Origin of the sequence: Micromonospora sp. KC207 (assembly GCF_004348615.1) — a bacterium.
Taxonomy (GTDB): domain Bacteria; phylum Actinomycetota; class Actinomycetes; order Mycobacteriales; family Micromonosporaceae; genus Micromonospora.
On sequence record NZ_SMKJ01000087.1, the window covers coordinates 1 to 22,161 of the forward strand.

Sequence of the window (22,161 nt, forward strand, 5' to 3'; positions counted from 1 at the left end):
GTCGAGAACGATCAGGCCACCCCGCGCGCCGCCCGCCCCCAGCAGGGGCAACGGCAGCGCCTGGTGGCCGCGCACGCCGCCGCCGTCGAGTTCTACCAGGCCCAGCTCACCACGGCCGGCGCCCGCCCGGCCCGGGAGTTCCTCGCCAAGCGCGGCTTCGACCGGGCCGCCGCCCAGCGCTACGGCTGCGGCTTCGCCCCGGACGCCTGGGACCTGCTCACCAAGCACCTGCGCCAGCAGGGCTTCACCCACGACGAACTGGTCACGGCCGGGCTGTCCCGGCCGTCGCGCTCCGGCACCCTGATCGACCGGTTCCGCCGCCGGCTGATGTGGCCGATCCGGGACATCACCGGCGACCCGATCGGCTTCGGCGCCCGCCGGTTGTTCGACGACGACGACGGCCCGAAGTACCTGAACACCCCAGAGACGCCGATCTACAAGAAGTCGCACGTCCTCTACGGCATCGACCAGGCCAAGCGGGAGATCGCCAAGCAGGGCAAGGTGGTGGTCGTCGAGGGCTACACCGACGTGATGGCCTGCCATCTGGCCGATGTCCCGACGGCGGTGGCGACCTGCGGCACGGCCTTCGGCGCGGACCACATCTCGGTGCTGCGCCGGCTGCTGCTGGACACCGACGACGTGGCCGGCGAGATCATCTTCACCTTCGACGGCGACGCCGCCGGGCAGAAGGCGGCGCTGCGCGCGTTCGACGACGACCAGCGCTTCGTCGGGCGTACCTTCATCGCGGTCAGTCCCGACAACATGGACCCGTGCGACCTGCGGCTGGCAAAGGGTGACCTGGCCGTGCGCGACCTGGTCGCGCGCCGCGAGCCGCTTGTCGACTTCGCGCTGCGCCACGTGATCAACCGGTACGACCTGGACACCGTCGACGGCCGGGTGGAGGCGATGCGCCGGGCCGCCCCGATCGTCGCGAAGATCAAGGACCGGGAGAAGCGCCCCGAGTACGTCCGCAAGCTCGCCGGTGACCTCGGCATGGAGATCGAGCCGGTGCAGCGGGCCGTGCTCGCCGCCGCCTCCGGTCAGCCCGCCGGGGGCGCGGCATCCGCACCGGCCCGCGCCGCCCGGCCCGCGCCCGGCGCCGACAGCCCGATGTCGCTGGTCGAGCGGGAGGCGCTGAAGCTCGCCCTCCAGGTGCCGGTGCTGGCCGGGCCGATGTTCGACGCGGTCGAGGCGGCGGCGTACCGCCACCCGGTGCACGTGGCCGTGCGACAGGCGATCGCGGCGGCCGGTGGGGCCGCCGCCGCCACGCAGGGCGCGGTCTGGGTCGAGGCGGTTCGCGACGCCTGCGCCGACCTCGCCGCCCAGGCGCTGGTGGGCGAGCTGGCCGTGGAGCCGCTGCGCATCGACGGCGAACCCGACCCCCGGTACGTCTCGGTGACCATCGCCCGGTTGCAGTGGGGCTCGGTGACCGGCCGGATCAGGGACCTCAAGTCCAAGATCCAGCGGATCAACCCGGTCAGCAACAAGGACGAGTACTTCGCGCTGTTCGGGGAGCTGCTGTCGCTGGAGCAGCACGCGCGGGCGTTACGCGAGCAGGCTGCGGGAGGGCTGTGATGGGGCTGTTCAGCCGCAAGCCCAAGCTGCCCCCGGCGGCCCGTCCGCCGCTGGCCGACGGCGAGCGGGTGCTGGCCTGGGCCGTCGTCGGCGACGGCGCGCTGGGTGCAGGCGGCCTCGGCGGCGTGCTGGTCGCCAGCAACCTCGGGCTCTGGCTGCCGGGGCGGGACGCCCGGCTGGGCTGGCACGACGTGCTCAAGGCCGTCTGGTCCGGGCGGGAGCTGACCGTCACCCCGGCCGAGCGGGTCGCCGAGCGCACCGGGTACGTCGTGGTTGCCGACGGCCCGGCCGAGACGTACCTGCTGCTCGAACCGGGTGATCTGCCCCACCAGGTGCGGGCGCGGGTGACCCGCTCGGTGGCGTACACCGAGCATCACCCGGTGCCCGGCGGCGCCGGCCGGATCGCCGCCCGCAGAGTGCCCGGGGTGGACGGTCTGACCTGGACGGTCCGCTACGACCCGGGTACCCCCGCCGACGACGAGCCGGTGCTCGCCGAGACCGACGGCCTGGTTGCCGCCGCCCGCGCCGTCACCGCCCCCGCAGACCTCTGACCGCCCGGCTCCCCGCGTACCGGGGGTGCCCGGCCGAGGCGCGCCTTCCGGGCGAACACGGCGAACGCGGCGAACTTTACTAGATCAACCTGATGCTTTTGTTTGAATGGACGAAAGTTGCGGTCGGATTGGTTGAAGCTCTGGACAGCGGCCATGGAGCGCTCCTACTGTGTCGGACACAACACGTCGCGGTTTCGTCGATGTGACTGACTTCGGTGTGGAGGTGAAGTGCCGATGCGAACGGTGGAGCCCCTGCACCTGCGGCTGTTGCGGTTGCTCCGCGACGAGGGGGCGGTGTCCCGGGCGGAACTGGGAGACCGGCTGCAGATGCCGCGTCCCCGGTTGCTCGCCGAGTTGGAGCGGCTGGTGGGGCTCGGCCACGTCGCCGAGGCCGGCCTCGCGGCGTCACGGGGCGGACGCCGATCGACCCTGGTCGAGCTGAACCCGGAGCTACGGTTCGCGGCGGTCGACCTCGGGGCCAGCTCGATCGACGTCGAGGTGGTCGACGGCCGGCTGGAGCCGGTCACCGCGTACACGGAGTCGGCCGACATCCGCAACGGTCCGAAGGTGACTCTCCAGCGGGTCAACGAGCTGCTGCACAAGGCCCGCGCCGACGGGGCGTACGAGCGGCTGCACGCCGTGGGCATCGGGGTGCCGGGGCCGGTGAGCTTCCGCGACGGCGTGCCGGTCTCGCCGCCGATCATGCCAGGCTGGGACCGGTTCCCCGTCCGCGAGCTGCTGACCCGCGAGCACGGCTGCCCGGCCGTGGTCGACAACGACGTCAACATCATGGCGATCGGCGAGCGGCACGGCGGGGTCGCCCACTCGGTGGACGACTTCCTGTTCGTCAAGATCGGCACCGGAATAGGCTGCGGGATCTACCTCAGCGGCGAGGTCTACCGGGGTACCGACGGCTGCGCCGGGGACATCGGCCACATCCAGCTCGACTCGCACGGCCCGACGTGCTCCTGCGGCAACGTCGGCTGCCTGGAGGCGCTGTTCAGCGGGGCCGCCCTGGCCCGCGACGCGAACGCCGCCGCGCGCAACGGGTCCTCCCCAGCGCTGGCCGAGCGACTGTCCACCCGGGGCGCGGTCACCGCCCTCGACGTCGCCGAGTGCGCCGTCGAGGGGGACGTGGCCTGCATCCAGCTCATCCGCGACGGCGGCCGGCGGGTCGGCAGCGTTTTGGCCGGCCTGGTCAGCTTCGCCAACCCGTCGATGATCGTGATCGGTGGCGGGCTGGCCCAGCTCGGCCACATCCTGCTCGCCGAGATCCGCAGCGTGGTGTACCGCCGGTCGCTGCCACTGGCCACCGGCAATCTGCCGGTCGTCCTGTCCGAGCTGGGCGCGCGTGCCGGGGTGGCCGGCGCCGCCGTGCTCGCCAGCGACGTGGCGTTCGGGGAGGCGTCATGAGCCAGGACGACAGCGTGGCCCCGCTGGTCGAGGCCCCCGCCGACACCGTCGCGGGCGAGGTGGTGCTGCGGCTGACCGACGTGGTGAAGACCTTCCCCGGCGTACGGGCGCTGGACGGGGTGCAGCTCGAGGTGCGGGCCGGCGAGGTGCACTGCCTGCTCGGCCAGAACGGTGCCGGCAAGTCCACCTTGATCAAGGTCCTCGCCGGGGTGCACCGGCCCGACTCGGGCCAGGTGCAGTGGCGGGGCCAGCCAGTCGAGTTCGCCAACCCGCAGGCCGCCATGCGCGCCGGCATCGCCACCATCTACCAGGAACTCGACCTGGTAGACGACCTCTCGGTCGCCGAGAACGCGTTCCTCGGCCACGAGCCGCGGCGGGCCGGCTTCGTCCGCCGCGGCCACATGGCCCGCCGGACCCGGGAGATCCTGCGCCGGCTCGGCCACGGCGAGATCCCGCCGGGGCGGATGGTGCGGGCGCTGCCGGCAGCCGGCAAGCAGATCGTCAGCATGGCCCGGGCGCTCTCCCACGAGGCCCGACTGATCATCATGGACGAGCCGAGCGCGGTGCTGGCCCACGACGAGGTGGGCAACCTGTTCCGGATCATCCGTGAGCTGACCGCGCAGGGCATCGCCGTCATCTACATCTCCCACCGGATGGAGGAGATCCGCGAGATCGGCGACCGGGTGACCGTACTCAAGGACGGCCGGACCACGGCGGCGAACCTGCCGGCGCGCGACACCCCGACCGGCGACCTGGTCGCGAGGATGACGGGCCGGACCATCGAGTACGTCTTCCCGGACCGTCCGGCCGACACCGGCGTCGGCGCGGAGCTGCTCGAGGTCGACGGGCTGACCCGGGCCGGCGAGTTCGCCGAGGTGTCGCTGCGCGTGCGGGCCGGCGAGATCGTCGGGATCGCGGGGCTGGTCGGCTCCGGCCGCTCCGAGCTGTTGGAGACCATCTACGGCGCCCGCCGCGCAGACGCCGGCAGGGTCCGGATGGCCGGGCGCGCGCTGCGACCGGGCAGCGTCGGCGCGGCGGTACGGGCCGGCATGGGGATGGCCCCCGAGGAGCGCAAGAGTCAGGCGCTGCTGCTCGGCGAACCGATCTTTCGCAACGTCACCCTGGCCACGTTCGGGCGGTTCGCCCGCCTCGGCTTCACCGACGCCGGGCGGGAACGGGCCGAGGCGGACCGCGTCGCCGACTCCCTGGAGCTGCGTCCCCGCGACGTGCGCCGGCCGGTGCGCACCCTCTCCGGCGGCAACCAACAGAAGGTGGTGGTCGGGCGCTGGCTGCTCGGCGACACGAAGCTGCTGCTGCTCGACGAGCCCACCCGGGGCGTGGACGTCGGTGCACGCGCCGAGCTGTACCAGGTGATCCGGGGGCTGGCCGCGCAGGGCGTCGGAGTGTTGCTGGTCTCCAGCGAGGTGCCCGAGGTGCTCGGCCTGGCCGACCGGGTGCTGGTGATGCGCGAGGGTCGGATGGTGCGCGAGGCGCCCGCCGGCGAACTGGACGAGAACACGGTGCTCGACCTCGTCATGGCGGGGTCGCTGATGGAAGGCGCACCAGCATGACCGATACCACCCCCACCGCCACACCCGACCGGCCGGCGGAGCTGCCGGCCCAGTCCCCACCCGTGGAACCCGCCGCGACGGCGGCGGTCGGCAAGACCCCGGGCCACGGGGCAGGGGCAGCCGGCCGGCTCTCCTGGTGGCGCGGCGACGGCGGCGAGGGCGCCCGGCGCAACCTCGGCCTGATCGGCGTTCTCGTGGTGCTGGTCGTGATCGGCATGGCCACCCGCCCCGACCTGTACGGCAATTCGAGCTGGGTGTGGGACAACATGCTCACCATCCTCAAGCTCGCGTCGGTCGTCGGCGTGGTCACCGTCGGCATGACGTTCGTGATCATCGGTGGAGGGATCGACCTGTCGGTCGGCGCGATCGTGGCGCTGGCCGGGGTCTGGGCCACCACGTTGGCGACCCAGAGCTACGGCACGGGCGGCATGATCTTCACGGCGCTCACCGTCGGGGTGGGGGTCGGCCTGGTCAACGGACTGCTCGTCTCGTACGGGAAGCTGGTGCCGTTCATCGCCACCCTGGCCATGATGGTGGCCGCCCGGGGCCTGGCGGCGGAGATCTCCGACAAGCAGACCCAGGTGTCGAGCAACGGCACGATCAACGGGATCGCCAGCACCAGCCTGCTCGGCATCCCCCTGCTGGTCTACATCCTCGCCGCCGTGGTGGTCGCCGGCTGGGTACTGCTGAACCGGACGACGTTCGGCCGGCGCACCGTCGCCGTCGGCGGCAACCCGGAGGCGGCCCGGCTCGCCGGCATCAACGTCCGGCGGCACACCGTGCTGCTCTACGCGTTGTCCGGCCTCTGCTGCGGCATCGCCGCGATCATGCTGACCGCGCAGGCCAACTCCGCCCAGGCGGCGATGGCGAACCTCTACGAGCTGGACGCGATCGCCGCCGCGATCATCGGCGGCACGCTGCTCAGCGGCGGGCGGGGGACGATCATCGGTTCCCTGCTCGGCGTGATCATCTTCTCCACCATCACCAACCTCTTCGCCATCAACGGCCTCTCCACCGAGGCCCAGAACATGGTCAAGGGCGGGATCATCGTGGCCGCCGTCCTGATCCAGCAGTTCCAGTTCCGCAGCTTCACCCAGTTCCTCGGCCGCAACCGTCCTACCACCACCTGATCCACCCGAGGCACCACACCGCTCAGCACATCCGGCGACCGTCGCTCCGATGGTGGCTCGGCGCACCACACCCTTCTTCCGCCCACCACCCTCTTCCAGGAGGTCGTCATGACCCAGCACAGTCGGGACCTGTCCCGTCGGCGGCTGCTGTTCGGCGGGGCCGCGCTCGGCGCCGGCGCGCTGCTCACCGCGTGCACCAGCAACGAGGCGGCGCCCACCGCGGCGCAGACCAAGGCGGCCGAGGCCGCCTCCGGCGGCAACAGCACCCCTGGAAAGCAGGTGACGATCGGCTTCTCCGCCCCGGCCGCCGACCATGGCTGGATCGCCGCCATCACCAACAACGCCAAGGCGCAGGCCGGCGCGTACTCCGACGTGAAGTTCACGTCGGTCGAGGCCGGCGCGGACGCGGCGGCCCAGCGGGCGGCGCTGTCCACCCTGATCTCGCAGAAGCCGGACGTCATCGTCCTGCTGCCGCACGACGGCAAGGAGCTCAACGCCTTCGGCCTGGAGGCGATGAAGGCCGGCATCCCCGTGGTCAACCTGGACCGGGCCTTCCCGGACGCCCGGGCCTACCGGCTCCAGATCAAGGGCGACAACTACGGCATGGGGGTGGCCGCGGCCACCTTCATCGCCGAGCAGCTCAAGGCCAAGGGGGTCAGCACCCCGGTCATCGGCGAGATCGCGGGTATGGACGAGTTGGAGCTGACCCAGGAGCGCTCGAAGGGCTTCGCCGACACCCTCGCCTCGTACGGCCTGAAGGTGGCCAATCGCCGGGCGGCCCGGTTTACGGCGGACTCCGGCCAGCAGGAGGCTACCGGGCTGCTCCAGGCCCTGCCGAAGATCGACGCCGTCTGGAACCACGACGACGACCAGGGCATCGGGGTGCTCGCCGCCGTCAACCAGGCCAACCGCAAGGAGTTCTTCATGGTCGGCGGCGCCGGCTCGAAGAAGGCGATGGAGGACATCCAGGCCGACAACACGGTCCTGAAGGCCACCGTCACCTACAGCCCGTCGATGGCGTCCTCCGCGATCTCGCTCGCCCGGCTCATCGGCCAGGGCAAGGGCATGTCCGACCTGGTGGAACTCCAGGTGCCCAAGGAGATCGTGCTGGCTTCCGAGACGATCACCAAGGAGAACGCGAGCGACTACCTCAAGCTCGGGTTCTGACACACGGGGGGAGACCCACCTTGTCCACTCACCACAGTCAACTGCGGGTCGGGATGGTCGGCTACGCGTTCATGGGCGCCGCGCACTCACAGGCGTGGCGCACCGTGAACCGGGTGTACGACCTGCCGTCGCGGGTCCGGATGGCGCTGGTCTGCGGCCGGGACACCGCAAAGGTGGCCGAGGCCGCCGACCGGCTCGGCTGGGACGCGTACACCACGGATTGGCGTCGCCTCGTCGAGTCCGACGAGATCGACGTGGTCGACATCTGCACACCGGGGGACAGCCACGCCGAGATCGCGCTCGCGGCGCTGGCCGCCGGCAAGCACGTGCTCTGCGAGAAGCCGCTGGCCAACACGGTCGCCGAGGCCCGCGAGATGGCCGTCGCGGCGGCCGCCGCGCAGGCGGCGGGGACACGCTCCATGTGCGGCTTCACCTACCGCCGGGTCCCGGCGGTCACCCTGATGCGTCAGATGGTCGCCGAGGGAAGGCTCGGCAGCATCCGCCACGTCCGGGCGGCGTATCTCCAGGACTGGATCGTCGACCCACAGTTCCCGCTGGTCTGGCGGTTGCAGAAGGACAGGGCGGGCTCCGGCGCGTTGGGTGACATCGGTGCGCACATCATCGACATGACCCAGTACGTCACGGGTCAGCGGGTCGCCGGCGTCAGCGCGATCACCGAGACGTTCGTCAAGCAGCGTCCGCTGCCGGCGGAGTACAGCGGCCTGGCCGCGCAGGCAGCCGACAACGGCCCAACCGACGGGCAGGGCCCGGCGACAGGGCCGGTCACCGTGGACGACGCGGCGGTCTTCGTGGCCCGGCTCGACGGCGGGGCGCTGGCCACGTACGAGGCGAGCCGGTTCGCCACCGGACGCAAGAACGCGCTGCGGGTGGAGATCAACGGCTCGCTGGGCACCCTGGCCTTCGACTTGGAGCGGATGAACGAGCTGGAGTTCTACGACGCCACGCGACCCGCCGCCGAGCAGGGCTTCACCCGCATCCTGGTGACCGAGGCCGAGCACCCGTACATGTCGGCGTGGTGGCCGCCGGGCCACATCATCGGCTACGAGCACAGCTTCACCCACCAGGCGCGCGACTTCGTCGAGGCGATCGCCACCGGCACCGATCCGGCCCCCTCCTTCACCGACGGGTTGCAGGTCCAGCTCGTGCTGGACGCGGTGACCCGCTCGGCAGAGCTGGGCTCCTCGTGGACCGCCGTGGAGCCGACGCTGGAGGCGGTTCCCGCCTGACCGAACGGCGGTGCCGGCCAGCGCGCCGGCACCGCCCGCCAGATGCTTTCCGGACCGGCCGGCGAGGGACCCGCCGCGGTTGCGCCCCGCGGCGGGGACGAGGTCGGCTCCGGAGGGCGTGCGGCGGCGGGCATTCGCCCGGCGCGCACGACGGCGCCTCCGGTGCGGCCGGACCGGGATTCCCCGGTCGCGCCGGAGGGCCGGGCACCACGCACCACGGATGCGGGGGAGGCAGGGACGGGACGCCGACCGGCCCTGCCTGCCAGCCCCGTCCGCCCCACCCGATCCGGCGAACCCGCCCGGCACCGTCGTCGCCGCCTTCGGCGCCGGGCGCGGGAACCCGGAACGGGCGGCCGGGCGGGGCCCTTCGCATCGATGTTCATCTATAATTAGACCCTGGCGGAAGGAGCACCATGCGTACAGGTGTCTGGCTGGTGGGGGCGCGCGGCTCGGTCGCGACCACCAGCGTCGTCGGGGCGCTCGCCCTGCGGGCCGGGCTCACGGGCCCGACCGGCTGCGTCATCGAGCTACCCGAGCTGCGTGGCCCGGCGTGGCCCTCCTTCGCCGACCTGGTGTTCGGCGGCCACGACGTGGCCACCACCCCACTGGCCAAACGCGCCGAGGCCCTGGCCGACGCCGGGGTGGTACCCGCCCGGCTGGTCGCCGCGCTCGGCGAGGAGCTGGCCGCCGTGGACGACGACGTGCGCCCCGCCCCGGCCGGCGGAACCCAGGCCGACCGGGCCGCCGCCGTCGTCGCCGACCTCGCCGCGTTCGCCGAGCGGCACCGGCTGGACCGGGTGGTGGTGGTCAACGTCTCCGCCACCGAACCGGCCGCCCGCCCGCACCCCGGCCACGCCGACCCCGACGCGTTGGCCGCCGCGCTCGTCGCCGGCGAGGAGGCGCTGCCACCCAGCTCGCTGTACGCGTACGCGGCGTTCACCGCCGGCTGCCCGTACGTGGACTTCACCCCGTCGACCGGGGCCCGGCTGCCCGCTCTCGCGGCGCTGGCCGCCCGGCACGCCCTGCCGTACGCCGGGCACGACGGCAAGACCGGGGAGACGCTGCTCAAGTCCGTGCTCGCCCCGATGTTCGCGATGCGGCACCTCGCGGTGCGCTCCTGGTCCGGCACCAACCTGCTCGGCGGCGGCGACGGCGCCACCCTGGCCGAGCCGGACGCCAACGCCGCCAAGGTCGCCAGCAAGCAGCGGGTCCTCGGCGAGATCCTCGGGTACGTCCCGCAGGGCGACACCCGCATCGACTACGTCGAGGAACTGGGCGACTTCAAGACCGCCTGGGACCTGGTCACCTTCGCCGGCTTCCTCGGCACCGCCATGCGGATGGAGTTCACCTGGCACGGCTGCGACTCGGCGCTGGCCGCCCCGCTCGTGCTCGACCTGGCCCGGATCACCGCCGCCGCGCACGCCGCCGGCCGGCACGGGCCCCTGGTCGACCTCGCGTTCTTCTTCAAGGACCCGCTCGACCCCGGCGATGCGAGTGCCGCCCGCCCCGCGCCCGACGCGGGTGTCGCAGCCGGCCGCGCCCCCAGCCACGCGCTGGGCGAGCAGTGGGCCCGGCTGACGGCGTTCGCCGCGGCCCTGCACGCCGAGGCAGGCCCGTCGCCGGCCGGCGGTGCCGGATGAGCGGCCTCGCCGACCTGGCCGAGCTGGTACGCGCCCCGGCCGGGCTCTCCGTGCCGGGCGACGTGGTGGCCGGCGCGGCGGCGGCCGGTGCGCTCGGGCGGCGTACGCCCGGCCTGGCCGCCGCGTCGGTGTTGCTCTACTGGGCCGGGATGGCCGCCAACGACTGGGCCGACCGGCGGCTCGACGCGGTCGAGCGCCCGGAGCGGCCCATCCCCAGCGGCCGGGTCAGCCCGCCCGCCGCGCTCGGCCTCGCCGTCGGCCTCACGGCAGCCGGGGTGGCCCTGGCCACGGCGGCGGGCGGCCGTCGCGCCGCCGCCGTCGCCGTGCCCCTCGCCGCCGTCGTCTGGGCGTACGACCTGGCCGCCAAGAACACCGCCGCCGGCCCGGCCGTGATGGCGGCCTGCCGGGGGCTGGACGTGCTGCTCGGCGCGACCGGCGGCCGGCTGTCCCGGGCCGTGCCGGCGGCGGCCACCGTCGCCGCGCACACCTGGACGGTCACCGCGCTGTCGCGCCGCGAGGTGGGTGGAACCGACCGGGGCCTGCCCGGCGCGACCCTCGCCGGCACGGCCCTCGTCGCCGCCGCCGCGGTCGGCCCCCGGCCCGCCGCCGCCCCCGTCGTCCTCGCCGCCGGCTACCTCGCCCGCTACGGCGGGGCGCAGGCCCGGGTGTTCGCCGACCCGTCGGCGGGCCGGGTCCGGGCCGCCGTCGGCGCGGGCATCACCGGGCTGCCCGCGTTGCAGGGCGCGCTGACCGCCCGGGCCGGCGCGGGACTGCTCGGCCTGGCGGTCGCCGCTGCCGCGCCGCTGGGCCGGCGGCTGGCCCGGAAGGTGTCCCCGACATGACCGCCGTCGAGCCGGGGCGACCCGAGCGCCGCGCCGCCGCCGTGCCGGCCGGCCCCACCGGGCTGCGGTTCGGCTACGGGACGAACGGCTTCGCCAACCACCGGCTCGACGACGCGCTCGGCGTCGTCGCCGACCTCGGCTACCAGGGGGTGGCGCTCACCCTCGACCACGACCACCTCGACCCGTTCGCCCCCGACCTGGCCCGCCGCACGGCCGCCGTGGCCCGCCGCCTCGACGCGCTGGGGCTCGCCGTGGTGGTCGAGACCGGGGCCCGGTTCCTGCTCGACCCGTGGCACAAGCACGCGCCGACCCTGCTGCACGACGACCCGTCCCGCCGCGTCGAGTTCCTCCGCCGGGCCGTCGCGGTCGGCGCGGACCTGGGCGCCGAGGCGGTCTCCTACTGGGCCGGGGTGCGTCCCGCCGACGTACCGCCGGCCGTCGCCTGGGACCGCCTCGTGGCCGGCTGCGCCACCGTCTGCGCGGCGGCCGACGCCGCCGGGGTACAGCTCGGTTTCGAGCCGGAGCCCGGGATGCTGGTCGAGGACATCGCCGGCTGGCGGCGGCTGCACGCCGCCCTGGGCCGCCCGGCGGCGTTCGGGCTCACCCTCGACATCGGACACTGCCGGTGCCTGGAGCCGGACGACGTGCCCGACTGCGTCCGGTCGGTCGGCGCGCACCTGGTCAACGTGCAGATCGACGACATGCGCCGGGGCGTGCACGAGCACCTGGAGTTCGGCACCGGCGAGATCGACTTCCCGCCGGTGCTCGCGGCGCTCGCCGAGGTCGGCTACGCCGGGCTGGTCGCCGTGGAACTGCCCCGGCACTCGCACGCCGCGCCGCAGGTGGCCACCCGGTCCCTCGACTTCCTCCGCGCCGCCGCCGGCCGTGCCGCCGCCGAGTCCGGCGAACCGTCCGACCACCCCGGCGGTGGCTGAGCACCGTCCTACCAGCTCGGAAGGGAGAGCGGGATGACCCCCGAACGACTACGTGCCGCGCTGCGGGGCGTGCCCGACCCGGAGTGGCTGGACGCGGCGATCGAGCGCGTCGCGGGCGAGCCGGCCACGATCCCGCGCTGGTTCGCCGCCGCTGCCCGGCGCTGCGGCCGGGACCCGCTGCCCGACGCCCCCGGCTGGACGGCCGACGAGGCCGCCCGAGCGCTGCTGCTGGCCGCGCTGCCCGCCGACCACGCGGGCCACGCCGCCGACGTGTACCGGCACGGCGACGCCGCCGAGAAGCGGGCCGTGCTGCGGGCCCTGCCGCTGCTGCCGGTCGGCGCGGCCGGGGTGCCGCTGCTGCACGACGCGATCCGTACCAACGACACCCGGCTGCTCGCCGCCGCCCTCGGCCCGTACGCCCGGCACCTGGACCCGGCCGCCTGGCGGCAGGCCGTGCTCAAGTGCGTCTTCGTCGGCGTGCCACTGGCCGTGGTGCACGACCTCGACGCCCGCGCCGACGTCGAACTGGCCGCCATGCTGGCTGCGCTCGCCGCCGAGCGGCGGGCCGCCGGCCGCGACGTCCCGGCCGACGCCGCCGCCCTGCTCGACCGGCTCACCGCCACCACCGCGTCCCCCGCCGTGAGCCCGGCCGCCGTACCGTCCGACGCCCGGAAGGCGTGACCATGCGTATCTTCGACCCGCACATCCACATGACCTCGCGCACCACCGACGACTACGAGCGGATGGCCGCCGCCGGGATCCGGGCGGTGGTCGAGCCGGCGTTCTGGCTGGGCCAGCCGCGCACCAGCCCGGACAGCTTCGCCGACTACTTCGACTCGATCATCGGGTGGGAGCCGTTCCGGGCCGGGCAGTTCGGCGTCCGGCACCACGCCACCATCGCGCTGAACCCGAAGGAGGCCAACGACCCGCGCTGCCGGCCCGTGCTCGACCTGCTGCCCCGCTACCTGGAGAAGGACGGCGTGGTGGCGGTCGGCGAGATCGGGTACGACTCGATGACTCCGGAAGAGGACGAGGCGTTCGCCGCCCAGCTCGCCCTGGCCGTCGCCCACGACCTGCCGGCCATGGTGCACACCCCGCACCGGGACAAGGCCCGGGGCGTGCGGCGGAGCCTCGCCGTGGTCGCCGAGTCCAACATCGACCCGGGCCGGGTCGTGCTGGACCACCTCAACGAGGTGACCGCCGGGCTGGTCCGGGACACCGGCTGTTGGCTGGGCTTCTCCATCTACCCGGACACCAAGATGTCCCCGCCCCGGATGGTGGAGCTGCTGCGGCTGTACGGCACCGAGCGGATGCTGGTGAACTCGGCCGCCGACTGGGGCCGTTCCGATCCGCTGCTCACCCGGGCCACCGGCGAGGCGATGCTGCTGGCCGGGTTCACCGACGACGACGTCGACCGGGTGCTGTGGCGCAACCCGGCCGAGTTCTACGGCCAGTCCGGCCGGCTCGACCTGACCGGCCTCGACGACGCCGACGCCCCGGCCGGGGCCGCCGGGCCGCCGGCGGCCGGCACGTTCGCCGGCAACTCGATCCTGCGCGGCGGTAGCTGATGCGGCTGCGCCACGGCGGCGGCGAGACCGTCCACCTCGGCTACTGCACCAACGTGCACCCCGCCGAGGACCTCGCCGGCATCCTCGCCCAACTGGACACCTACGCCGTCCCGGTGCGCCGCGCCCTCGACGCCGACCCGCTCGGGCTCGGGCTGTGGCTGGCCGCCCCGGTGGCCGCCGCGCTCGCCGCCGACGAGGGCCTGCGCCGCCGGCTGCGCGCCGAGCTGACCGCGCGCGGGCTGGAGGTGGTGACGCTCAACGGCTTCCCGTACGCGGCGTTCCAGGCCCCGGTGGTCAAGCACGCCGTGTACCACCCGGACTGGACCACGCCCGAGCGGCTCGCGTACACCCTGGACCTGGCCAGGGTGCTGGCCGACCTGCTGCCCGCCGACGCCGCCCGGGGCTCGGTGTCCACCCTGCCGCTGGCCTGGCGCACCCCGTGGGACGCGGGCCAGGCCGACGCCGCACGGCGGCGGCTCGACGCGCTGGCCGCCGGGCTTGCCGGGATCGAGCGGGACACCGGCCGGGTCGTGCGGGTCGGGTTCGAACCGGAGCCGGGCTGCGTGGTCGAGTCCACCGGCCAGGCCGCCGCCCTGCTCGCCGGCACCGACCCGCAACGGCTGGGCATCTGCCTGGACCTGGCCCACCTGGCCTGCGCCTGGGAGGAGCCGGCCGCCGCCCTGGGCCGGCTCGCCGCCGCCGGGCTGCCGGTGGTGAAGGTGCAGGTGTCCGCGGCGATCGAGGCCCCGGCCGGGGCGGCGGAGGCGCTGCGCCGCTGGGTCGAGCCCCGCTTCCTGCACCAGACCCGAGCCGCCGGCTGCGCGCACGCCGCCGACCCGGCCGACCCGGCGCACGCCGCCGACGACCTCGACGCGGCCCTGGACGCCCGGCTGCCCGGCCCCTGGCGGGTGCACTACCACGTGCCGCTGCACGCCCCGCCCGAGCCGCCGCTGGCCGCGACCGTGCCGGTGCTGCGTGCCGCGCTGGGCGCGCTGTTCGCCGGCCCGGTCGCCGGTTGCGACCACCTCGACGTCGAGACGTACACCTGGGGGGTGCTGCCGGTTGCGCGGCGGCCCCGCGACGCCGCGGAGCTGGCGGCCGGGATCGCCGCCGAGCTGGCCTTTGCCCGCGACGAACTGGTCGCCGTGGGTCTCACACCACAGGGGACGGGGGTGCTGCGATGAGCAGGAGACTGGTGGTGCTGGACGTGGTGGGCCTGACGCCACGCCTGCTGGCCCACATGCCCCGGCTGCGGTCGGTGGCCGACGGAGGGTTCACCGCGTCGCTGGGCACGGTGCTGCCGGCGGTCACCTGCTCGGTGCAGTCCACGTTCCTCACCGGCGAGCCACCGGCCGGGCACGGCATCGTCGGCAACGGCTGGTACTTCCGGGACCTCGGCGAGGTGCTGCTCTGGCGGCAGCACAACGCGCTGGTCGGCGGGGAGAAGCTGTGGCAGGCCGCCCGCCGGGCCGAGCCGGGCTACACGGTGGCCAACGTCTGCTGGTGGTACGCCATGGGCGCGGACGTGGACTGGACGGTCACCCCCCGCCCGGTCTACTACGCCGACGGCCGCAAGGAGCCGGACTGCTACACCGACCCGCCCGAGCTGCACGACGCGCTGACCGCGAGGCTGGGCACGTTCCCGCTTTTCACCTACTGGGGGCCGGGGGCGGGGCTGCCGTCGTCGGCGTGGATCTGCCGGGCGGCCGAGGAGATCCTCGCCGATTACGCGCCCGACCTGACCCTGGTCTACGTCCCGCACCTGGACTACGACCTGCAACGGTTCGGGCCGTCCTCGCCGCAGGCCGTCGCCGCGGCGACGGAGCTGGACAAGGTCCTCGGGCCGCTGATCGACGCCGCCCAGGCCCGCGACGCCACGGTGGTGGCCCTGTCCGAGTACGGCATCACCGACGTCGCCTGCCCGGTGGACGTCAACCGGCTGCTGCGCGCCGAGGGGCTGCTGCGGGTGCACACCCAGGCCGGCATGGAGTACCTGGACCCGTGGACGTCCCGGGCGTTCGCCGTGGCCGACCACCAGATCGCCCACGTCTACGTCCGCGACCCGGCCGACGTGCCGGCGGTGGCGAAGCTCTGCGCCGGGCTGCCCGGGGTGGCCGAGGTGCTGGACGCCGACGGCCAGGCCGCGTACGGGCTGGCCCATCCCCGCAGCGGCGAGCTGGTGCTGGTGGCCGAGCCGGACGCCTGGTTCACGTACTACTACTGGCTCGACGACGCCCGCGCCCCCGACTTCGCCCGGCTCGTGGAGATCCACCGCAAGCCCGGGTACGACCCCGCGGAGCTGTTCTTCGACCCGGCCGCCCCAGGCGCGGCGAAGCGGCGGGCCGCCACCGCCCTGGCCCGCAAGAAGCTGGGTATGCGGTACCTGATGAGCGTGGTGGGGCTGGACGCCGGTGCGCGGGCGGTGCGCGGGTCGCACGGCCGGCTGCCGGCAGACTCGGCGGACGGCCCAGTGCTGCTCTGCTCCGATCCCGGCCCGGCCCGCGACGCGGTGGCCGCCACCGAGGTGAAGGCGCTGCTGCTGGAGTTGGCCGGCCTGACGCACCACCGGTGAACGGGGAGGAACCCATGACGGTGACGGTCGCGTCCACCGACGCGTGCGGGCTGCGGACCCGGGTCGACGCCGAGTTGGCCGCCTTCCTCGACCGGCAGGCCCCGGACTGGCCGGACGGCGCGCCCCGGGGCGTCTTCACCGCCCTGCACCGGTTCGTCCTGGCCGGCGGCAAGCGGCTTCGCCCGCAGTTCTGCTACTGGGGCTGGCGGGGCGCCGGCGGGGAGGACGACGGCGAAGACGGCACCCCGATCCTGGTCGCCTCGGCGGCGCTGGAGCTGTTCCACGCCTTCGCGCTGATCCACGACGACATCCTGGATCGCAGCGACCGGCGCCGGGGTGCGCCCTCGGTGCACCGTCTCTTCGCCGACCTGCACGCCCGCTCTGCGTGGCGGGGCGACCCGGAGGCGTACGGGCGCAACACCGCCCTGCTCTGCGGCGATCTCTGCGCCGCCTGGGCGGACCAGATGTTCCACGAGTGCGGGCTGCGCCGCGACGAGCTGCTGCGCGGGTACGCGGTGTTCGCGCTGATGCGCACCGAGGTGATCGCGGGGGAGTACCTGGACCTGGTTTCCGGGGTGGGTGACGGCTCGGTGGCCAGCGCGTTGACCGTGATCCGGCTCAAGGCCGCCCGGTACACGGTGACCCGGCCGTTGCAGATCGGCGCGGCCCTGGCCGGTGGCCCGCCGGAGCTGGCGGCGGCGCTGGCCGAGTTCGGCGACCCGCTCGGGGACGCCTTCCAGCTCCGCGACGACGTGCTGGGCGTCTTCGGCGATCCGCAGATCACCGGCAAGTCCATCCTGGACGACCTACGCGAGGGCAAGCCGACGGTGATGATGGCGCTGGCCCGGCAGGCGGCGGACCGGGCGCAGATCGCCCGGCTGCGGGAGCTGTTCGGCAACCCCGAACTGAACGACGACGGTGCCGCCGAGCTGCGGGCCATCATCGAGGCCACGGGTGCCCGGGAGGAGATCGAGCGGATGATCCGGGTCCGCGCCGAGGCGGGCCTGCGTGCTCTGGCCGACGCACCGCTCGTCCCCGCCGCCCGGGAGGCGCTCGCAGGGCTGGCTGCCCGGACGGTCACCCGGACGGTCTGACGCCGGCCAGACGTCGGCCACCTGCCGGACCCTGCTGGCCAATTGTCGAAACATCCTCGACACATCGATGAGTATCGACTAATGTGAATCTGCTACGAATCGGTTCGACGAGGTGTTTCCAGTGGGCACGGTGCCCTCGTCGACGACTGACGGCCACCCTCCCGTCCCCTGTGCCGACGGTCCCGTCCCAGTCGACGATCGCAGCCCGCCGAGGCACGACCCCCGGTGCGCCGAAGGGACGTTTGCGGCGGCATCCGGCGCGAGCACGCGCCCCCACCACCGGCCAGAGAGGGCACCTCTGCATGTACGGAAGAGCTCGAAACCACCGCCGCGCCACCGGTCACCACGTTCCAGTGCGGAGCTGGGGAGCGGCGGGCACCGCCCTGCTCACGGTGGTCGCCGCCGCCACCGCAGTCGCCGTTTCGGCGACGCCGGCCGCGGCGCACACCATCGTCGCCAGCGACTTCCAGCAGGTCGAACTGGCCCGCGGCGTCTCCGAGATGGGCGAGCCGATGTCGCTGGCCGTGCTGCCGGACCGGTCGGTGCTGCACACCGCCCGCAACGGCACGCTGCGCCGCACCGATGCCGCTGGCAATACCAGGGTGATCGGCACGATCCCCGTCTACCTCCACGACGAGGAGGGGTTGCAGAGCCTCGGGGTCGACCCGAACTTCGCCACCAACCGCCACATCTTCCTCTACTACGCGCCGCCGCTGTCCACCCCCGGCGGCGACGCGCCCGCCACCGGCACCAACTTCTCCGCCTGGCAGGGCGTCAACCGGCTGTCCCGCTTCACCCTGAACGCCGACTTCACCCTCAACCAGTCCAGCAAGGTCGACGTGCTGGACGTCCCGGCCGACCGGGGCATCTGCTGCCATGTCGGCAGCGACATCGACTTCGACGCCGCCGGCAACCTCTATCTGTCCACCGGCGATGACTCCAACCCGTTCGACTCCGCCGGCTACTCGCCGCTGGACGAGCGCACCAACCGCAACCCGGCGTACGACGCGCAGCGCAGCGCCGGCAACACCAACGACCTGCGGGGCAAGCTCCTGCGGATCAAGGTGAACGCCGACGGCACCTACTCGATCCCGGCCGGCAACCTCTTCCCGCCCGGCACCGCGCGGACCCGCCCGGAGATCTACGCGATGGGCTTCCGCAACCCGTTCCGGATAAGCGTCGACAAGGCCACCGGCATCGTCTACGTCGGCGACTACGGGCCGGACGCCGGCAGCACCAACCCCAACCGGGGTCCCTCCGGCCAGGTCGAGTTCAACCGGGTCACCGGCCCCGGCAACTACGGCTGGCCGTACTGCACCGGCACCAACACCACGACCGAGACGTACAACGAGTGGAACTTCGCCACCAACTCCACCGGGCCGAAGTTCAACTGCACCGGCGGGCCGACCAACAACTCGTTCCGCAACACCGGCCTGAGCACCCTCCCGCCGGCCAAGTCCTCCTGGATCAAGTACGGCGGCGACTCCGGCAGCCCGCCCGCGTTCGGCACCGGCTCCGAGTCGCCGGCGGCCGGCCCGGTCTACCGGTACGACCCCGACAACCCCTCGGCGACGAAGTTCCCGCAGTCCTTCGACGGGCAGTTCTTCGCCACCGAGTTCGGCCGGGGCTGGATCAAGCCGATCCACCTCAACCCCGACGGGTCGCCCGGCACCATCGACAGCTTCCCGTGGGTGGGCAAGCAGGTGATGGACTCCGCGTTCGGCCCCGACGGGGCGTACTACCTGCTCGACTACGGCACCGGCTACTACAACGGCGACGCCAACTCCGCCCTGTACCGCTTCGACCACGTCGGCGGCGGCAACCGGGCACCGGTCGCCCGGGCCAGCGCCGACCGGACCTCCGGGCCGGCGCCGTTGACCGTGAACTTCTCCTCCGCCGGGTCTTCCGACCCCGAGGGCGGGACGCTGACCTACTCGTGGGCGTTCGGCGACGGCACCACCTCCACGGCGGCCAACCCGACGAAGACGTACACCGCGAACGGGGCGTACACCGCGACGCTCACCGTGCGGGACCCGCAGGGCGCGACCGGCTCGACCAGCGTGACGGTCAGCGTCGGCAACACCGCTCCGACGGTCACCGTGACCGCGCCGAGCAACGGCTCGCTGTTCTCCTTCGGTGACACGGTGCCGTTCAGCATCACCGTCACCGACCCCGAGGACGGCACGATCGACTGCGCCAAGGTCAAGATGAACTACGTGCTCGGCCACGACCAGCACGGTCACCAGATCGCCTCGCAGAACGGCTGCTCCGGTGCCATCACGATCCCGGTCGACGGCGAGCACGACGACGCGGCGAACATCTTCGCCATCTTCGACGCCGAGTACACCGACGCCGGCGGCCTGACCACGCACACCCAACACACCCTCCAGCCCCGCCACCGGCAGGCCGAGCACTTCAAGAGCTCGTCCGGCATCAACACCTACGACAAGACCACCGCCGAGGGCGGCCGGACCGTGGGCGACATCCAGAACGGGGAATGGATCGCCTTCGAGCCGTACCGGATCGGGAACGTGACCTCGTTCAGCGCCCGGGTCTCCTCCGCCGGCGCGGGCGGCACGCTCCAGATCCGGACCGGCTCGCCGACCGGCACGGTGCTCGGCTCGGTAGCCGTCCCGGTGACCGGGTCGTGGGAGAGCTTCACCACCGTCAACGGGTCGATCACCAACCCGCCGACCGGCACCACCACCCTCTACCTCACCTTCGCCGGCGGCTCCGGGACGCTGTTCGACGTGGACGCGTTCACCCTGAACACCGGCACCACGCCTCCGCCGACTGGTACCGGGCGGATCGTCGGGTTGGCCGGCAAGTGTCTGGACGTGCGCAACGGGTCGTCGGCCGACGGGACGCAGGTCCAGATCTTCGCCTGCAACGGTGCCGCTGGTCAGCAGTGGACGGTGGGCACGGACGCCACGATCCGGTCGTTGGGCAAGTGTCTGGACGTCAACGGCGGTTCCTCGGCTGACGGGGCGAAGGTGCAGCTCTGGACCTGCAACGGCGGTGGCGCGCAGCGGTGGTCGGCGCAGTCCGACGGGAGCCTGCGCAACACGCAGTCGGGCAAGTGTCTGGACGTCTCCGGCAACAGTTCCGCCGATGGCACGGCCGTGCACCAGTGGTCCTGCCACGGCGGGGCCAACCAGAAGTGGACCCTGCCCTAGGCACACCTGCGGTCCCCCGCCCCGGCGGGGACCGCACCGCCACCACACCCAGGAGAACGACATGCGAAGACTCCTCCGCCCCCTCCTCGGCGCGGCCGCCGCCGCCCTGACCGTGCTCGCCTGCACCACCCCGGCCACCCCGGCGTCGGCCGCCGACGCCCCGTACGAAGTGCTGGTCTTCTCCAAGACCGCCGGCTTCCGGCACGACTCCATCGCCGTGGGCACCCAGGCCATCCGCGAGCTCGGCGCGGCCAACAGCTTCACCGTCACCGCCACCGAGGACGCCGCCCAGTTCACCACCGCCAACCTGGCCCGCTTCCGGGCGGTGATCTTCCTCAACACCACCGGCGACGTGCTCAACAACACCCAGCAGGCGGCGTTCGAGGCGTACATCGGCTCCGGCGGCGGTTACGTCGGCGTGCACTCCGCCGCCGACACCGAGTACAACTGGCCGTTCTACGGCAACCTCGTCGGCGCCTGGTTCGCCTCCCACCCGGCCATCCAGCAGGCTCGGGTGAAGGTGGAGGACCGGGCGCACGCCGCCACCGCGCACCTCGGCCCGACCTGGACGCGCACCGACGAGTGGTACGACTACCGCACCAACGCCCGCTCCACCGCGCACGTGCTGGCCAGCCTCGACGAGTCGTCGTACTCCGGCGGGGCGATGGGCGGCGACCACCCGCACGCCTGGTGCAAGACGTACAGCGGCGGCCGGTCCTTCTACACCGGCGGCGGCCACACCCAGTCGTCCTACTCGGAGCCGGCGTTCCGCGCCCATCTGCTCGGCGGCATCCGGTACGCGGCCGGCCGGACGAAGGCCGACTGCCGGCCCGAGACCGGCTACACCGCCCTCTACAACGGCTCCACGACCGGCTGGACCCAGGCGGGGCCGGGCGGGTTCACCAACACCGACGCCACCCTCAGCTCCTACGACGGCCTCGGCCTGTACTGGTACAACGCGAAGCAGTTCACCAACTACTCGCTCAAGCTGGACTGGCGGGTGGCCGGGGACGACAACTCCGGGGTGTTCATCGGCTTCCCCGCCTCCAGTGACCCGAACTCGGCGATGACCAACGGTTACGAGGTGCAGATCGACGCCACCGACGCCGCCGACCGCACCACCGGCGCGATCTACGCGGTGAAGTCCGCCGACCTGGCCGCCCGCGACGCCGCGCTCAACCCGCCGGGGGAGTGGAACACCTACGAGTTGCTGGTCGAGGGGGAGCGGCTCCAGGTCCTGCTCAACGGTGTGAAGATCAACGACTTCACCAACACCGACCCGGCCCGCTCGCTCGCCGGCTACGTCGGCATCCAGAACCACGGTCCCGGCGACGACGTGTCGTACCGCAACATCCGCATCAAGGAGCTGGGCGGCACCAACCCGCCGCCGACCCGCACCGGGCGGATCGTCGGGTTGGCCGGCAAGTGTCTGGACGTGCGCAACGGGTCGTCGGCCGACGGGACGCAGGTCCAGATCAACGCCTGCAACGGTGCCGCTGGTCAGCAGTGGACGGTGGGCACGGACGCCACGATCCGGTCGTTGGGCAAGTGTCTGGACGTCAACGGCGGTTCCTCGGCTGACGGGGCGAAGGTGCAGCTCTGGACCTGCAACGGCGGTGGCGCGCAGCGGTGGTCGGCGCAGTCCGACGGGAGCCTGCGCAACACGCAGTCGGGCAAGTG

The 22,161-nt window shown here is 73.4% G+C and carries 17 protein-coding genes; all 17 read left to right on the forward strand.

Annotation, left to right across the window (positions count from 1 at the left end; translation table 11 throughout):
- Positions 1-1,575 (forward strand): DNA primase (locus tag E1258_RS13600; RefSeq protein ID WP_132400344.1); only part of this gene is annotated, 1,575 nt, incomplete at its 5' end.
- A complete protein-coding gene (locus E1258_RS13605) occupies positions 1,575-2,126 on the forward strand; it encodes a hypothetical protein (RefSeq protein ID WP_132400348.1) in 552 nt (183 codons plus the stop codon). The genes E1258_RS13600 and E1258_RS13605, both read left to right, overlap by 1 nt.
- A gap of 234 nt (positions 2,127-2,360) precedes the next feature.
- Positions 2,361-3,539, forward strand: a complete 1,179-nt coding sequence (locus E1258_RS13610; RefSeq protein WP_132400351.1) for an ROK family protein — start codon at positions 2,361-2,363, stop codon at positions 3,537-3,539.
- Positions 3,536-5,110: a sugar ABC transporter ATP-binding protein gene (locus tag E1258_RS13615; protein WP_132400354.1), complete on the forward strand. Its 1,575-nt coding sequence runs from the start codon at positions 3,536-3,538 to the stop codon at positions 5,108-5,110. The genes E1258_RS13610 and E1258_RS13615 overlap by 4 nt, the downstream gene beginning before the upstream one ends.
- On the forward strand, positions 5,107-6,240 hold the full coding sequence (locus E1258_RS13620) for an ABC transporter permease (RefSeq protein WP_132400357.1): 1,134 nt from the start codon (positions 5,107-5,109) through the stop codon (positions 6,238-6,240). Before E1258_RS13615 ends, E1258_RS13620 begins: the two co-directional genes overlap by 4 nt.
- A 108-nt stretch (positions 6,241-6,348) precedes the next feature.
- A complete protein-coding gene (locus E1258_RS13625) occupies positions 6,349-7,407 on the forward strand; it encodes a substrate-binding domain-containing protein (RefSeq protein ID WP_132400360.1) in 1,059 nt (352 codons plus the stop codon).
- A gap of 53 nt (positions 7,408-7,460) precedes the next feature.
- Positions 7,461-8,654, forward strand: coding sequence for a Gfo/Idh/MocA family protein (locus tag E1258_RS13630; protein ID WP_207919549.1), 1,194 nt, complete (start codon positions 7,461-7,463; stop codon positions 8,652-8,654).
- A gap of 413 nt (positions 8,655-9,067) precedes the next feature.
- On the forward strand, positions 9,068-10,294 hold the full coding sequence (locus tag E1258_RS13635) for an inositol-3-phosphate synthase (protein ID WP_132400366.1): 1,227 nt from the start codon (positions 9,068-9,070) through the stop codon (positions 10,292-10,294).
- Complete coding sequence (locus E1258_RS13640) at positions 10,291-11,136, forward strand: SCO3242 family prenyltransferase (RefSeq protein ID WP_132400369.1); 846 nt, start codon at positions 10,291-10,293, stop codon at positions 11,134-11,136. The genes E1258_RS13635 and E1258_RS13640 overlap by 4 nt, the downstream gene beginning before the upstream one ends.
- Entirely contained in the window at positions 11,133-12,071 is a 939-nt protein-coding gene (locus tag E1258_RS13645; protein ID WP_132400371.1) for a sugar phosphate isomerase/epimerase, read from the forward strand. Before E1258_RS13640 ends, E1258_RS13645 begins: the two co-directional genes overlap by 4 nt.
- A gap of 33 nt (positions 12,072-12,104) precedes the next feature.
- The gene (locus E1258_RS13650; protein WP_132400374.1) at positions 12,105-12,752 is read left to right on the forward strand and encodes an EboA domain-containing protein; all 648 of its coding nucleotides are present in this window, start codon (positions 12,105-12,107) and stop codon (positions 12,750-12,752) included.
- Positions 12,753-12,754: 2 nt separating this feature from the next.
- The gene (locus E1258_RS13655; RefSeq protein ID WP_132400377.1) at positions 12,755-13,639 is read left to right on the forward strand and encodes a TatD family hydrolase; all 885 of its coding nucleotides are present in this window, start codon (positions 12,755-12,757) and stop codon (positions 13,637-13,639) included.
- Positions 13,639-14,823 carry a metabolite traffic protein EboE gene (eboE, locus tag E1258_RS13660; RefSeq protein WP_132400380.1) on the forward strand — a complete coding sequence of 395 codons (1,185 nt, stop codon included), beginning with the start codon at positions 13,639-13,641 and terminating at the stop codon, positions 14,821-14,823. Before E1258_RS13655 ends, eboE begins: the two co-directional genes overlap by 1 nt.
- The gene (locus tag E1258_RS13665) at positions 14,820-16,211 is read left to right on the forward strand and encodes an alkaline phosphatase family protein (protein WP_132400383.1); all 1,392 of its coding nucleotides are present in this window, start codon (positions 14,820-14,822) and stop codon (positions 16,209-16,211) included. The genes eboE and E1258_RS13665 overlap by 4 nt, the downstream gene beginning before the upstream one ends.
- 14 nt (positions 16,212-16,225) lie before the next feature.
- On the forward strand, positions 16,226-17,305 hold the full coding sequence (locus E1258_RS13670; protein WP_132400386.1) for a polyprenyl synthetase family protein: 1,080 nt from the start codon (positions 16,226-16,228) through the stop codon (positions 17,303-17,305).
- 302 nt (positions 17,306-17,607) lie between these two features.
- Positions 17,608-20,481: an RICIN domain-containing protein gene (locus tag E1258_RS13675; RefSeq protein ID WP_132400389.1), complete on the forward strand. Its 2,874-nt coding sequence runs from the start codon at positions 17,608-17,610 to the stop codon at positions 20,479-20,481.
- Between the two features lie 61 nt (positions 20,482-20,542).
- Positions 20,543-22,161: ThuA domain-containing protein (locus tag E1258_RS13680; protein WP_132400392.1), on the forward strand; the 1,619-nt coding region annotated here is incomplete at its 3' end.

Bases quoted from the DNA above. Each gene is read 5' to 3' on its own strand.
- E1258_RS13610 (WP_132400351.1), top strand. From the start codon at position 2,361: ATGCGAACGGTGGAGCCCCTGCACCTGCGGCTGTTGCGGTTGCTCCGC.
- E1258_RS13670 (WP_132400386.1), top strand. From the start codon at position 16,226: ATGACGGTGACGGTCGCGTCCACCGACGCGTGCGGGCTGCGGACCCGG.
- E1258_RS13665 (WP_132400383.1), top strand. From the start codon at position 14,820: ATGAGCAGGAGACTGGTGGTGCTGGACGTGGTGGGCCTGACGCCACGC.
- E1258_RS13605 (WP_132400348.1), top strand. From the start codon at position 1,575: ATGGGGCTGTTCAGCCGCAAGCCCAAGCTGCCCCCGGCGGCCCGTCCG.
- E1258_RS13650 (WP_132400374.1), top strand. From the start codon at position 12,105: ATGACCCCCGAACGACTACGTGCCGCGCTGCGGGGCGTGCCCGACCCG.
- eboE (WP_132400380.1), top strand. From the start codon at position 13,639: ATGCGGCTGCGCCACGGCGGCGGCGAGACCGTCCACCTCGGCTACTGC.
- E1258_RS13630 (WP_207919549.1), top strand. From the start codon at position 7,461: ATGGTCGGCTACGCGTTCATGGGCGCCGCGCACTCACAGGCGTGGCGC.
- E1258_RS13625 (WP_132400360.1), top strand. From the start codon at position 6,349: ATGACCCAGCACAGTCGGGACCTGTCCCGTCGGCGGCTGCTGTTCGGC.
- E1258_RS13645 (WP_132400371.1), top strand. From the start codon at position 11,133: ATGACCGCCGTCGAGCCGGGGCGACCCGAGCGCCGCGCCGCCGCCGTG.
- E1258_RS13620 (WP_132400357.1), top strand. From the start codon at position 5,107: ATGACCGATACCACCCCCACCGCCACACCCGACCGGCCGGCGGAGCTG.
- E1258_RS13655 (WP_132400377.1), top strand. From the start codon at position 12,755: ATGCGTATCTTCGACCCGCACATCCACATGACCTCGCGCACCACCGAC.
- E1258_RS13640 (WP_132400369.1), top strand. From the start codon at position 10,291: ATGAGCGGCCTCGCCGACCTGGCCGAGCTGGTACGCGCCCCGGCCGGG.
- E1258_RS13635 (WP_132400366.1), top strand. From the start codon at position 9,068: ATGCGTACAGGTGTCTGGCTGGTGGGGGCGCGCGGCTCGGTCGCGACC.
- E1258_RS13615 (WP_132400354.1), top strand. From the start codon at position 3,536: ATGAGCCAGGACGACAGCGTGGCCCCGCTGGTCGAGGCCCCCGCCGAC.
- E1258_RS13675 (WP_132400389.1), top strand. From the start codon at position 17,608: ATGTACGGAAGAGCTCGAAACCACCGCCGCGCCACCGGTCACCACGTT.